This window comes from Yeosuana sp. (genome assembly GCF_057126245.1).
Map to the genome: position 1 here is coordinate 85,122 of NZ_DBNGMQ010000006.1, position 14,153 is coordinate 99,274.

Annotated in this window: 9 protein-coding genes; 5 read left to right on the forward strand and 4 right to left on the reverse strand. The window is 32.8% G+C overall.

What is annotated here, in order from left to right:
* Positions 1 to 10 precede the first annotated feature (10 nt).
* Positions 11 to 391, forward strand: coding sequence for a RidA family protein (locus tag AC15TD_RS00560; protein WP_484450200.1), 381 nt, complete (start codon positions 11 to 13; stop codon positions 389 to 391).
* Here the strand turns inward: AC15TD_RS00560 and AC15TD_RS00565 are convergent, their stop codons facing one another.
* Positions 392 to 2,149: a response regulator gene (locus tag AC15TD_RS00565; RefSeq protein WP_484450201.1), complete on the reverse strand. Its 1,758-nt coding sequence runs from the start codon at positions 2,147 to 2,149 to the stop codon at positions 392 to 394.
* A gap of 294 nt (positions 2,150 to 2,443) precedes the next feature.
* On the opposite strand from AC15TD_RS00565, the gene AC15TD_RS00570 reads away from it, so the two are divergent.
* Complete coding sequence (locus AC15TD_RS00570) at positions 2,444 to 3,484, forward strand: GMP reductase (protein WP_484450202.1); 1,041 nt, start codon at positions 2,444 to 2,446, stop codon at positions 3,482 to 3,484.
* Between the two features lie 43 nt (positions 3,485 to 3,527).
* Here AC15TD_RS00570 and AC15TD_RS00575 read toward each other — a convergent pair whose 3' ends face one another.
* A complete protein-coding gene (locus AC15TD_RS00575; RefSeq protein ID WP_484450203.1) occupies positions 3,528 to 4,421 on the reverse strand; it encodes an SMP-30/gluconolactonase/LRE family protein in 894 nt (297 codons plus the stop codon).
* A gap of 348 nt (positions 4,422 to 4,769) precedes the next feature.
* Here AC15TD_RS00575 and AC15TD_RS00580 point away from each other — a divergent pair, with 348 nt between their 5' ends.
* From AC15TD_RS00580 to AC15TD_RS00590, 3 genes are read left to right on the forward strand one after another with little or no spacing between them, the layout of a single operon-like run.
* Positions 4,770 to 8,102, forward strand: a complete 3,333-nt coding sequence (locus AC15TD_RS00580) for a transglutaminase family protein (RefSeq protein ID WP_484450204.1) — start codon at positions 4,770 to 4,772, stop codon at positions 8,100 to 8,102.
* 13 nt (positions 8,103 to 8,115) lie between these two features.
* On the forward strand, positions 8,116 to 10,671 hold the full coding sequence (locus AC15TD_RS00585) for a circularly permuted type 2 ATP-grasp protein (protein ID WP_484450205.1): 2,556 nt from the start codon (positions 8,116 to 8,118) through the stop codon (positions 10,669 to 10,671).
* On the forward strand, positions 10,671 to 11,561 hold the full coding sequence (locus AC15TD_RS00590) for a transglutaminase family protein (protein WP_484450206.1): 891 nt from the start codon (positions 10,671 to 10,673) through the stop codon (positions 11,559 to 11,561). Before AC15TD_RS00585 ends, AC15TD_RS00590 begins: the two co-directional genes overlap by 1 nt.
* Here AC15TD_RS00590 and AC15TD_RS00595 read toward each other — a convergent pair.
* Together AC15TD_RS00595 and AC15TD_RS00600 are read right to left on the reverse strand one after the other, a co-directional pair.
* Entirely contained in the window at positions 11,558 to 12,775 is a 1,218-nt protein-coding gene (locus AC15TD_RS00595; protein ID WP_484450207.1) for a hypothetical protein, read from the reverse strand. The two genes, AC15TD_RS00590 and AC15TD_RS00595, sit on opposite strands and share 4 nt — an antisense overlap.
* A gap of 155 nt (positions 12,776 to 12,930) precedes the next feature.
* A complete protein-coding gene (locus tag AC15TD_RS00600; protein WP_484450208.1) occupies positions 12,931 to 14,145 on the reverse strand; it encodes an ATP-binding cassette domain-containing protein in 1,215 nt (404 codons plus the stop codon).
* Between the last annotated feature and the right edge of the window lie 8 nt (positions 14,146 to 14,153).

A 14,153-nucleotide genomic window follows, 5' to 3' on the forward strand; every position in this document is an offset into this window, starting at 1 on the left:
AATTAAAATTATGAAAAAAATTATAATTACACCAAATGCACCTGCTCCTATTGGCCCATATAATCAAGCTGTTTTAAAAGGAGACACACTTTATACATCTGGTCAAATTGCTATAAACCCAGAAACTGGCGAATTAGTTATAGAAAGTATTGAACAGGAAACACAACAAGTTATGAGAAATATAAAAGCGGTTTTAAAGGCTGCTGATATGACCTTTGAAAATGTTGTTAAATCCTCAATTTTCATTACAGATATGAATGACTTTGTAAAAATAAATGAGGTGTACGGCAGGTATTTTAATGAAGAAAATGCACCTGCAAGAGAAACGGTACAGGTAGCAAAACTTCCAAAAAATGTTAATGTTGAAATTAGTATGATCGCTATTAAATAATTAAATCTCTTTATTCTCTTCTTTAGGAGCGTATTTAATTAATAGTTCTTTAAGTTTTTTAGATTCAATTGGTTTGGCTAAAAAATCATCAATACCGGCTTCTTTGGCATTTTTAATATCCTCATCAAAAGCACTTGCAGATACCGCAATTATTGGAATTTTATTCTGCAAATAGTTTTCACTTGACTTTATCAATTTAGTTGCTTCATAGCCATCCATTTCTGGCATAAAAATATCCATAAAAATCATATCAAAATCAAGAATTTTGAATAGTTTCACCGCGTCAGAACCGTTTTTAACAAACGTACAATCTGCTCCTTGCTCTTCTAAAAGAAACTTAATGACTTTTTGATTCATTTTATTATCCTCAGCTACAAGAACCTTGAATTTATAGTCAAATTGATTTAATAAAACTGGACTTGGCTCTAATTTTTCTTTTTCTAAGTTTAGCGTCTTTTTAAGTTGAATAGTGAAATAAAATATGGTACCTTCATTTTCTTTACTCTCCAGCTTCAGTTCTCCTCCCATCATATTAATTAGCTGGCATGAAGCTGTTAGTCCTAATCCAGTTCCCCCATAATAATCTAAAATAGACAATTGATTTTTTTCCGAATCATTTAATATCCGTTTTGCTTTCTCCGGAGGAATTCCAATACCCGTATCTTTTACATAAAAAGTAACTATTTGATAATCGTCAGGTCCAACTGTTTGATCAATTATGAGTGATACTTTCCCCGAATTAGTGAATTTTATGGCATTACTCAATAAATTAGTTAAGATCTGCTTGATACGCTTTAAATCTCCCAGCAATAAAAACTTCTGATTTTCATCTGATAACAACTTAAACTCAAACTCTAAACTATTATCCCAGGCTTCGTATTCAAATACCTTTACAAGTTTTGATAAATCTGAACGTAAATCAATAGCTGTTAATTCTAATTCAACCTTTCCTCCACCAACTTTTGAATTATCAAGAATCATACTTACCAATTGCAAAACATGTTCTGAAGAATATTCTGCAATTTCAAGCTGTATCTGCTGTTCAGTAGTTAAATCACTTTTCTTTAGCATATTTATCATTCCCAAAACAGAGTTTAGAGGCGTACGAATTTCATAACTCATATTAGCTAAAAACACAGATTTATATTCGCAAGTCTTAATAGATTCCTCTAAATCTGACTCTAACTTTCTTATTTTTGATTTAAGCAATTCAAAAGACTTATCTAAATCTTTTACATCTTGAATATTTGTAATTAAAGGTTCATCATTTACCTCATCAAAGCTATTTATTTTTAAATTTAGCTTTTTAAAATCTTTAGTGATTCTATAGGCTAATAAATAAACCAGCCCAATCATCATCATAGCTATTAAAATGAATAATATCAGTCCATTATCATAAAGTGATTTTTTTTTGTTTTGAGATAATTGTTTTAATCTATTCGATAATGACGTAAATTTCTCATTTAAATCAATCAATTTATTATCTATGTAATTAGAAGACAAAGAGGTTTTTAACCTGCTTTGTTGTATTAAATCTATATCAGAAATTAAAGTATTTAATTCACTATCAAAATCAAAAGAATTCTTTTTTAATTCAATATTTAAATCATTTAGTTCGTCTTTACTACTGTCAAAATTTGAATTATCACTTTCTGCATTATTTTTTATAAAAGAATGCTGTATTTCTTGAAGATTACCAGCTACCAAAAGTAAATTACTAAATTTCTCCTGCGCTTGATAAAACAAAATAAAAAGCACGATAACTATCGTTATAAAAGTAAAAAAAATCAATGTTATCCTTACTTTAAAGGATCGCATTGATTGGAATAGAACCGTCATTCTTTTATTGCTTTTATACAAACTTATTTATATTTGATGTAATACCCAAAAGTAATACTACTATTCGGTTTTACAATAGTATTATTAATCATTAATAGCTTCATTCTAAAGGCGATAAAAAAAATCAATGTAAACGTATCCTATTTTTTTTAAATTTCTTAAAAATTACATTCTAAAAATAATACATTTGAATATCCATAAATTTAGATAAAAATGCGTATCGAATATGATTTAAAGTTAGGGTTCAAAGACGTTATGATACGTCCAAAACGTTCAACGTTAAAGAGCAGAGCTCAGGTTAATTTAGATAGAGACTTTAAGTTTTTACATAGTCCCATTACATGGCAAGGTATTCCCATTATGGCTGCTAACATGGATACGGTTGGCACTTTCGAAATGGCAAAAGCCCTAGCAAGTAAAAAGTTGTTTACAGCTATACATAAACATTATTCAATCGATGAATGGAATGTGTTTTGTTCTAATCTTTCTGAAGGGTTAGAAAATTATATAGCTATAAGTAGCGGAACCGGAAATAAAGATTCTAAAAAGTTAGCTTCTATTTTTAATTTTAATCCTCAACTCAAATTTATTTGTATTGATGTGGCTAATGGATATTCTGAACATTTTGCTGATTTTGTAAAACAAACAAGAGTAGACTATCCTGATAAAGTAATTATAGCTGGAAATGTTGTAACAGGTGAAATGGTTGAAGAACTATTGTTATCTGGAGCCGATATTGTTAAAGTGGGTATTGGTCCGGGTTCTGTTTGTACCACCAGAGTAAAAACAGGTGTTGGATATCCGCAATTATCAGCAATTATTGAATGTGCCGATGCAGCCCACGGATTAGGCGGACAAATTATTAGTGATGGTGGCTGTACAACACCAGGAGATATTGCGAAAGCGTTTGGAGCTGGTGCCGATTTTGTAATGCTTGGCGGTATGCTTGCCGGCCATGATGAAAGCGGTGGTGAAATAATAGAACGCAATGGAAAACCCTACAGAAAATTCTATGGAATGAGTTCCTCAACTGCTATGGATAAACATGTTGGTGGTGTTGCCGACTACAGAGCAAGTGAAGGTAAAACCGTTGAAGTTCCTTACAAAGGGAAGGTTAAAAACACATTACAAGATATATTAGGAGGTTTACGAAGTACTTGCACATATGTTGGGGCGCAACGTCTAAAAGAACTTACCAAACGTACCACATTTATAAGAGTAGCAGAACAAGAAAACAGGGTGTATAAAGAATAGTTTTTTTGTATTTTTTCTTTTAGCAAAAAAAGCATTGTACAAATCAATTGACACCTTTTACTTTCATTTTTAAGGCATAAACAGACTTTCTGGCTGTAATAAATAGTGTAGTTCTCTTTTTGCCTCCAAAACAAACATTTGACGGTTTTTCTGGAACTTCAATATTTTTTAGGAGTTCACCTTCAGGGTTATAAACCCATATTTTACCCGATGTAAGATAGATATTCCCTTTATTGTCAATCGTCATTCCATCACTTCCATGAGGTGCAAAAAAGGTTTTATCAGTTAAGCTACCATCCTTTTGAATCGTGTATTTCCATATTTTGCCGTCACCAATATCTGCCACATAAAGAATCTTTCCATCTGGAGTTCCTATAATTCCATTAGGTTTTACAAAATCAGAAATTACGCGTGTAATAGTTCCTTCCGGACTTAGATAATAAACACCGGGAACATCTTGAACTTGTTCGTGGTCGTCACGCCACCAAGACCTGTGGTAATAAGGATCTGTAAAATAAATACCCTCGTTTGGAGAAATCCATAAATCGTTGGGCGCATTTAGATGCTTTCCGTTATAATTTTCAAAAAAAACATGTAGATTTTTATTCTCATCAAAATATACCAATTGGTTCTTTTCATCAGCACAGGCCACAAGTTGCTCTTTATGATTAAAATATATACCGTTTGATCTTCTTGTACCTTCTAAATAGAGTGAAATACCTTTCTTTTCATCCCAAACATAAATCTTATCATTCGGCTGATCAGTAAAATAAACACGACCATCTTTAGCCACAGCTGGTCCTTCGGTAAAAATAAATCCGCTAGCCACATTTTCAACCTGAGCATTCTTTTTGATTAATACTGAATGTTGAGCTTTTACATAAAAGAGTAATGCTGTTGAAAAAAATAGAATTATAGAAAGTCTTCGGCGCTTCATAAAGTTCTTAATTTGACGTTATATAACGAAATTAAAAATTATGTTTCATTAAACTTGTCTGTTTTGTCCATTTTAAGGCGTTCAAAAGTTTTTTAATAACTACCTATGGATTCGATTACTAACTTTTGATTATTTCGTTGTCAAATATGCGATTACAACAGTTTAAAATTAAATTTTTAATGATTATATAAAACTTAAATGGTATATTAAAAATTAATCTATTACTGCCTAGTAATTTGTAAATTAGGCTTATAAATATGTTAATAAAAGACGCTATATTTTAAATAAGCTTATAAGGTTTCATTTAAAAAACATTTAAATTGCGTCTTTCGAAAAACCAACTTTAAAATGGCTTTAAAAATTGTAATTTCTCATAAAACACTTTATAAATACGACCGTTCTGTGTCGCTCTCACCGCATATATTTAGGCTGAGACCAGCACCACATAGCAGAACACCTATTGAAGCCTATTCGCTCAAAATTAAACCCGAAAATAATTTTTTTAACTGGCAGCAAGATCCGTTTGGAAATTACTTAGCACGAGTAGTGTTTCCTGAAAAAACAAAGGAATTATCTATAGAAGTTGAAATTATTGCCGATTTAAAAACCATTAATCCGTTTGATTTTTTTGTTGAAGATTACGCTGAAGAATTTCCGTTTAAATACAATGAAACCGTAAAAAAAGAACTCCTTCCCTATCTTGAAATTACCGATAAAGGGAAACTTTTAGATGATTTTATTAAAACCATTGATTATACGCCAAGAAAAACAATTTACTTCTTAATCGATATCAACAGAAAAATATACGAATATCTTAATTATAATATTCGTATGGATCCGGGAGTGCAAACTTGTGAAGAAACCTTAAGTCAAAAAAACGGATCTTGTAGAGATTATGCTTGGTTGTTTGTTCAAGTACTGAGACATTTAGGTTTTGGAGCGCGCTTCGTTTCTGGTTATTTAGTGCAATTAAAATCTGATGAAAAATCACTGGATGGCCCTTCCGGACCCGAGGAAGACTTCACGGATTTACACGCTTGGGCCGAAGTTTATATTCCCGGAGCAGGTTGGATTGGTTTTGATGCAACCTCTGGATTGTTAGCCGGTGAAGGTCATATTCCATTGGCTTGTACGCCTTCATTTGAAAGTGCTGCGCCCGTTTCTGGTGCTACCGATGTTTGTGAAACAGAATTCTTTTTTGAAAATTCTGTAAAACGGATATTTGAATCTCCAAGGGTAACGAAACCATATACCGAAGAGCAATGGAAAGCCATCCATAAACTCGGTTATAAAGTTGAAAAACAATTAGAAAAAGGCGATGTGCGCCTTACCATGGGTGGCGAACCCACCTTTGTGTCGATTGACGATATGGAGTCTCCGCAGTGGAATACCGATGCCGATGGTCCACATAAAAGAGAATTAGCAAAAAACCTAACCACCAAATTATATGATAAATTTGGTAAAGGTGCTTTTTTACATCAAGCGCAAGGGAAATGGTATCCTGGAGAACCGCTTCCGCGCTGGCAAATTGAAATTTGTTGGAGAAAAGACGGTAAGCTTATCTGGCATAACAAAAAACTGTTGTCGTTGTTTTCAGATAATCCTATTGTCCCAGAAAATGCGGATAAACTATTTTTAGAAACGCTAACTAAATATTTAGCGATTTCAGATAAACATATCATTCCTTCATTCGAAGATTCATTTTATTTCTTTTGGCAAGAAGGAAAATTACCTATAGATATCGATCCCACAAAAGAGGACGGAAATTTACTGGTAAAAAACAAATTGAAAGAGATTTTAAATGAAGGCACCTCTAAACCCGTAGGTTACATTTTACCATTAAATAATACGAGTGGCAAATGGTACACAAGCGAATGGTCCTTTAGACGAAATCATCTATTTTTAATTCCGGGGAACTCGCCTATTGGTTTGCGATTGCCTTTAGATTCACTGATGAGAAATCCTGAGCAAGGTGAATTTCCTAAATACGAACCAGATAATTTTTCAAAAAAGAAATCACTTCCTAGCTATAAGAATATTGTTTCTAAAAGACATAAAGAGGTTGAATCTAATGGCATCGGAGAACATCTTAACAATTATTTTATAAGAACAGGACTTTGTGCAGAAATTAGAGAAGGTAAACTGTACTTATTCTTGCCACCTCTGGATTCTATTGAAATATTTTTAGATTTACTAGCCTCTATTGAAGCCACTGCTAAAGAACTCAATATTCCAGTAACTTTAGAAGGTTATGATGCACCTAGAGATAGCCGATTGGAATCTTTAAAAATCACGCCAGATCCTGGCGTTATCGAAGTGAATGTGCACCCTGCAAAAAACTGGGAAGAGCTTGTACATAATACGTTCACGCTTTATGAGGAAGCAAAAAAATCACGTTTAGGTACCGAAAAATTCATGCTTGACGGCAAGCATACAGGAACTGGTGGCGGTAATCATGTGACTTTAGGTGGCGTTTCTCCTGCCGACAGTCCACTATTGCGTAAACCGAGTTTGTTACGCAGTTTATTAACGTTTTGGCAACATCATCCCGGACTTTCATATTTATTTTCTGGAGCATTTGTCGGTGCTACAAGTCAAGCACCAAGAATTGATGAAGCGCGTATGGAAAACCTTTACGAACTCGAGATTGCTTTCAACCAAATACCAAAAGATGGCGAAGTACCATTTTGGTTAACAGATAGGTTATTTAGACATTTATTAACCGATTTAACAGGAAACACGCACCGTGCAGAATTCTGTATCGATAAATTATACTCACCAGATTCATCCTCAGGGCGATTAGGTATCCTAGAATTGCGCGCATTTGATATGCCTCCTCATCCGCAAATGAGTCTCATGCAAAATCTATTAGTAAGAACTTTAGTGGCTTGGTTTTGGAAAAAACCATACGAACATAATTTAGTACGTTGGGGAACAGAATTGCATGATAAGTTTTTAATTGAACACTTCGTAAGAGAAGATATTAAAGATATTGTGTTGCAATTAAATAAAGCCGGTTACAATTTTAAAGAAGATTGGTTTAATCCGTTTTTTGAATTTAGATTCCCGCTTCATGGTATGGTAGAAATAAACAATATTCATCTAGAATTGCGTGCTGGCATTGAGCCTTGGAATGTTTTAGGAGAAGAAATGACTGGTGGAGGAACAGCACGATATGTCGATTCATCGGTAGAACGTGTCCAGGTTAAAGTGTCTAATTTTAATAGTGATAGATATGTTTTAACTTGTAACGGTTTAAAAGTTAATCTTAACAAAACACCAGTTAAAGAAGAATTCGTGGCAGGTATTCGATATAAAGCATGGAATCCATATTCGGCCTTGCATCCAACAATTGAAGTCGATACGCCCCTAGTTTTTGACATTGTTGATACCTGGAACAGACGTTCTATTGGTGGCTGTACTTATTTTGTGGCTCATCCTGGTGGCAGAAGTTATGAAACATATCCTGTGAATAGTTACGAAGCGGAATCAAGACGCATTAATCGCTTTTGGGAATTTGGACATTCGCAAGGTGAGGTAGAAACGGTCGAAGAGATTAATCAAGATACAAACAGATCGAATAAAAACGTCACAGAAAAGGACGCTTCAAAAAAATTCAGATATAAAGAATTACCTGTGAATTTTGAGTTTCCAAACACGCTTGATTTAAGAAAAAAATAAGTAAGGTTCGTATATGACAACCCATTCAAATATATTATTCCAAAATTATTTTTCAGATTTCAAAAATTATGATGAAGTCCTGAAATCTAACATGTCTATTAATCCAAATTGGGAAACATTACTTAACAATCTTACCGAAATGGGCCATGACACATTAATCTCAAAGCAAAGAGAGATTGATTGGCTTATGGACGAAAATGGCGTCACCTATAACGTTTATAATGATCCTAAAGGTCTTAATCGCCCATGGAATTTAAATATTGTCCCTTTTATTATTCATCAAAAAGAATGGGAAACCGTTGAAAAAGGTATCAAGCAACGTGCTGAAATTCTAAACTTAGTTTTAAAAGATATTTACGGCAAAAGAGAACTTATTAAAAAAGGTATTATTCCGCAGGAAGTCATCTTTGCGCATCGTGGATTTTTAAGACAATGTGATCAAATCCAATATAAAACCACGAAAAACTTATTAATATATTCTGCAGATTTAGCACGTGGACCCGATGGCCGCATGTGGGTTGTAAACGACCGTACTCAAGCGCCTTCTGGTATGGGATATGCGTTAGAAAACCGCTATTCGATTAGTAAAGTATTTCCGGGTATTTTCAAAGATATTAACGTAAAACAGCCGTCCAGTTTTTTTTATGATTTTAACCAAATGCTTGTTGAGTCAGCACCACAAAACAAGGAAAATCCTAACATTGTAATACTAACTCCCGGGCCACATAATGAAACGTATTTTGAGCATTCGTATATGTCTTCTTTTTTAGGGTATCCTCTAGTGACAGGAAATGATTTAGTAGTGCGTAGTGGTAAGGTTTGGATGAAATCGTTAAAAGAACTCAAACAAGTTGATGTTATTTTAAGACGTGTGGACGATGTTTTTATGGATCCCTTAGAGCTACGAGAAGATTCTTATTTAGGTGTGGCTGGATTGCTGGATGTAATCAGGAGGCAAAATGTTTGTATTGTTAACCCCATAGGAAGTGGTATTTTAGAAAATTCGGGATTAATTCCGTTTATGAATAATATCTCCAAATACTTCTTAAATGAAGATTTAATTTTACCACAAATAGCCTCTTGGTGGTGCGGACAAAAAAAAGAACGAAATTATGTACTACAAAACCTGTCTAATTTAGTGGTAAAACGGATAGACAGATCGAACAGAGAAAGCATCTTTTTCTGTGAATTTTTAGATAGTAAGGCTTTAGAGTCTTTGAAAAGCGAAATAATTTCAAGTCCGTACGGATTTGTAGCTCAAGAAAAAATATCATTCTCAACAGCACCCGATTTTGTAAACGGTAACCTAGAACCCAGAAAAGTCATGTGCCGTACATTTGCAATTGCCGAAAATGATAGCTATAGCATTATGCCTGGTGGTTTAGTTAGAGTTGCTGCAGAGAGAGAAAATTTATTTGTATCGAATCAACGTGGCGGTGTAAGTAAAGATTTTTGGGTTTCAACTGATGAGAAACAAACCAATATGCAAAACTATGCCTGGGATAATTCGTTTAAAATACGCATTGCAGATATTAATGATTTACCAAGTAATACCGCACAAAATTTATTTTGGTCTGGTCGTTATTTAGGAAGAGCGCTTGTCACTGCTAGGTTTTTAAGAACCGTGCTTAACCGAATGGGAAGCGAGCAATATAATGAGGATACCTCAAGTTCAGAAAGTTTGAAATTTTTATGTCAGTCGCTTACGCATATTACCTATACCTTTCCCGGGTTTGTGGGAAAAGGAAGTGACGCCCTTTTAAAAAATCCTTTAGAAGAAATTTTGCCCCTCATGTTTGACCAAAACAGAATGGGTAGTTTTGCACAAACCATGGCAAGTTTTAATAATTCTTACTACTCATTACGAAACTTGTGGTCTAAAGATATGTGGCGAGTATTTGATGGTATTCAAAAATTATGGTTAAAATTTGAAGATGACGATAATTACTGCATTTCGGCACTCACAAAATTACTTGATAGAATTATCACCAGACTCATAGCGTTTATGAGTTTAATTGAAGAAAGCATTTTAGTTCAGCAAGGATTATTGCTTTATTTTATTGGTTTGCAAACAGAGCAAGCTGTTATGAATGTATCTAAATGCAGATCGCTACTCGTTTTCAATCATCACGAGCAATTGCAGTATGATATTTTAGAATCATTACTAACAAGCCATGAAAGTTTAAATATTTACAGATATAGTTATCGTTCGTATTTAAGTGTTGAAAATGTGATTCAACTCATATTATTACACAGTGATTATCCAAAATCATTAACCTACCAACTAAGAAGAATTCAAAAGGATGTTGACAGTTTGCCACATTCGAAATCAAGTGACAGTATATCTCAGTGTCAAAAATTGATTTCAGAAGCCAATAAAAAAATACAAGATTTAGATATTCAAAACCTCTTAGAATTAAATCAAGATAAGAGTTTAAGACAAAATCTTGATGACAGTCTTTCAGAATTAAGTGATTTGCTTCATGATATGTCGTTATCGATTTCAGATACTTATTTTAACCATTCGCATCAACAAACCCAGTTAGTTAATCAAAATTTTCCTTTATAATGGTTTTTAAAGTTTCTCATACAACCTCTTATAAATATGATAGCGGTGTAACCTTTTGTCATAATATAGCCACTTTAAAACCTAAAACTATCATTGGTCAAACCCTTTTAGATTATAGCTTAGATATTAGCCCTATTCCAACTGAAATTTCAGAAAAAATTGATTTTTTTGGGAATGTAGTAACGCGTTTTTCTGTGCAGCAGTTTCATAAAGAACTTAAGGTTACCGCCACTAGTAAGGTTTTAAGAGATTTCACATTACAGCCAAATATCTATCAATCTATTGAAGGACAAAAAATCACTTTAGAGCAAGCACTTTTAGAATTAAATAGCATAGAACCTGATATTTTAGAAGTATCACAATTTATATTAGAATCTATCCTGATTGCTAAAATCACACAAGAGATAAAGGCTTATGCAAGCGTGTCGTTTAAACCAGATCGTCCCATTTTTGAAGCAGCTTATGAATTAATGCAACGTATTTATACGGATTTTGAATTCGATCCAGAATTTACAAACGTGGCTACCCCTATTCATGTTGTGATGAAGGAGAAAAAAGGGGTTTGTCAAGACTTTGCTCAAATCGCCATTGCTTGTTTACGTTCGGTTGGGCTGCCTGGCAGATATATAAGTGGGTATATTGAAACCTTGCCTCCTCCAGGAAAAGAAAAATTGGTTGGTGCCGATGCCTCTCATGCTTGGTTTTCTTTGTATATCCCAAAATTTGGTTGGGTAGATTTTGACCCTACCAACAACCAATTACCAAAAGACCAGCATATTACGGTGTCTTGGGGTAGAGATTATTATGATGTCCCACCACTAAAAGGTGTAATTTATAGTACGGGTAAAAATAAAATGAAAGTTTCTGTTGATATCAGGCCATCGGTTTAATTTTTGCTAATTAAAGGAAATTTAACACTTATACCTGTCTGAAAATCGGGTGCATTATTAACAAGAAAATCTTCCTTAAAATAGAGCGTTATATTGTATTTTGGTTGTCCGTAAGTATATAAAAAAGTCCAAGATGAAAGTGCTTTGTACAAGGTTTCTAAACCGTGTTGCCAGCCACCATTAATTTCAGCCCATTTTCCAATTAATCTGTAATAGTCAGCTTCTTTCTGTTTATTAAATCTCGATTGTATTTGATAATAAACTCCAAAAGAACTATAATTATTTTTTTTTGTGAATTTTGTAAATTCCAGTTCACTATCAATACCCGCTATATAAGGGTTGTTTCCCAAATCAATAACCTCATCGAAATTGATTATGTTTTTTCTTAATATACTACTTCCAATACCTATATGAAACTCATTATTATTTTTAAAAACAATTTTTTTTATTCCGTTAATTGAAACGCCCAAATCCGCTGATTGGTTGAACTTTGATGTATTTATTCCGAGGTGAGTTCCTAGATTAAAGTATATTTTTTTTTGATTTATAAATGTTGAGTAATAAAAGTAGTTAAATTCAAAACCACTAATGATAAAATCATTTTGATGAAGTTCTAGGACTTTTCCATATCTGTCAGCATATTTAAAATTAACCTGATTTAAACCATAATAGCGTCTTCCATAAGGGTCTTCACCTCCAACTATATTTGAGTGAGTCCATTCAATAGATTCATCACTTGTAAATAATGAAAAAGGGTATTTGCCTTTAGTAATAAAATGAGAACGTAAGGAAACCTCTATTTCATTTTGATTATTGATAGGAATACTTAGATTAAATCTAAATTCCTTAATCACTGCATCTATAATAATATTCATATAATCTGCAGGTGTTGCTTCTTGATCTATGAAATTAAAATTTCTATAATACCAAATAAGCTGGCTTTGTTCTTTTTGAACAACAGGATCTTTTGGGATATAGCCTTCAACAAATGGATGAAATGTATTACCGCTCGCATAATTAAAGCTAAACATAGAATTATAATAAGGTAATATTTTAAAATTTGAATTTATTCTTGAAGTAAATATACCGAAATGATGTAAGGCTAAGACACTTGGCTTGTCCATACCATTTTTAAAAAATATACTATCTCGTTGCTGTGCAAAAGCGGCAAAGCTGAAAAAAAAGATAATTATAAAAATGGCTTTTTTAAACATAAATTAAAAAGATATAATATATATCATTATAAAAATGATTAGAGATTATGTTTAAATGTATAAGATTTAATTCAAAGCATATATAAACTATTTCAAATTATTATAGTTAAACAAAAATCTTCAAAAAAAGTCCCTTATTTAAGAAATAAATGTAACTAATTTTTTTTTTGACCAATAGAACCTGTTTCTCTCGGTATTAATTGATACACAAAATCTGGTTTTAAACCTGATTCTTTTCTATGGGAAACATATAAAATAGCGGTCTTGGTTTCTTTAGCAATTTTATTGATAAGTTCAGCAAATATTTTGGCATCGGTATCGTCTAAACCATTAGTAGGTTCGTCTAAAATAAGTAAAGGCGGATGTTTTATCATAGCTCTGGCTATCAAAACCAAGGTTTGATGACCTGTTGTTAAGGATAAAAAGCTTTTTTTTCGAATATTAAACATACCCAAAACATCCAACCATTGATGTACAATTTTAATTTGCTGATTAGTTGGTGATTTATAAAGACCTATGGTATCAAAAAAACCCGAAGCAATCATGTTCCCAATAGCATCTAAACGTTTAAAACCTCTTAACATATCTGATGAGAAATAACCTATCTTCCTTTTGATGTCCCAAACGCTCTCACCACTCCCCTTTTTAACTCCAAATAGGGTTATATCTTGTCCGTAGGCTTTCGGATTATCACCCGTAATAAGTGATAAAATGGTACTTTTTCCAGAACCATTTGGCCCCATTAACTGCCAGAATTCACCCGAATTAATTTCCCAACAAATATCATTAATAATTGGTCTTTCATAATAAGCAACCGAAACACGATTAAATTTAACCAAAGGATTCATTTCTGAAGTTATTGGATTGTCAGACTGGGGTAAATCGTTTACAAAACTGACATTCTCATTAGTTATTGGTTTTTTAAAAAATACAAGAGTATCATTCTTTAATTGATAAACATCATCTATAAAACTTAGAATATCGTCTATTCGAGTCGTAATTTGAACAATAGTTATATGCTTACTTAATTCTGATAAGATTTGCAGAATGTGTTCCTGTGAAATCATATCTAGATTACCAAAAACATTGTCAATAATAATATAGTCAGGGTTGTTTGAAATAATATGGTGTAATAAAGCTTTTTTTCGTTCGCCGTCGGATGAATTTTGTAAACTGTTTTTTGTTTCAGTTATTACATCAAAACGTCCGTGACGTCGTTCCTCATCTATAAACTTATTTAAAGTAACTTCTGAAAAAACAGCACCATTTAAATCTAAAAACGCACTATTGAAATCACCATATATAATCCGTTCTATTAATTCAACTTTATTGTCCTTATTGGAAATATATATGGCAAAATGATGATTCAAATGCTTAG

Coding starts and splice junctions, on each gene's coding strand:
- AC15TD_RS00580 (WP_484450204.1), top strand. CDS start 4,770: ATGGCTTTAAAAATTGTAATTTCTCATAAAACACTTTATAAATACGAC.
- AC15TD_RS00570 (WP_484450202.1), top strand. CDS start 2,444: ATGCGTATCGAATATGATTTAAAGTTAGGGTTCAAAGACGTTATGATA.
- AC15TD_RS00560 (WP_484450200.1), top strand. CDS start 11: ATGAAAAAAATTATAATTACACCAAATGCACCTGCTCCTATTGGCCCA.
- AC15TD_RS00590 (WP_484450206.1), top strand. CDS start 10,671: ATGGTTTTTAAAGTTTCTCATACAACCTCTTATAAATATGATAGCGGT.
- AC15TD_RS00595 (WP_484450207.1), bottom strand. CDS start 12,775: ATGTTTAAAAAAGCCATTTTTATAATTATCTTTTTTTTCAGCTTTGCC.
- AC15TD_RS00585 (WP_484450205.1), top strand. CDS start 8,116: ATGACAACCCATTCAAATATATTATTCCAAAATTATTTTTCAGATTTC.
- AC15TD_RS00575 (WP_484450203.1), bottom strand. CDS start 4,421: ATGAAGCGCCGAAGACTTTCTATAATTCTATTTTTTTCAACAGCATTA.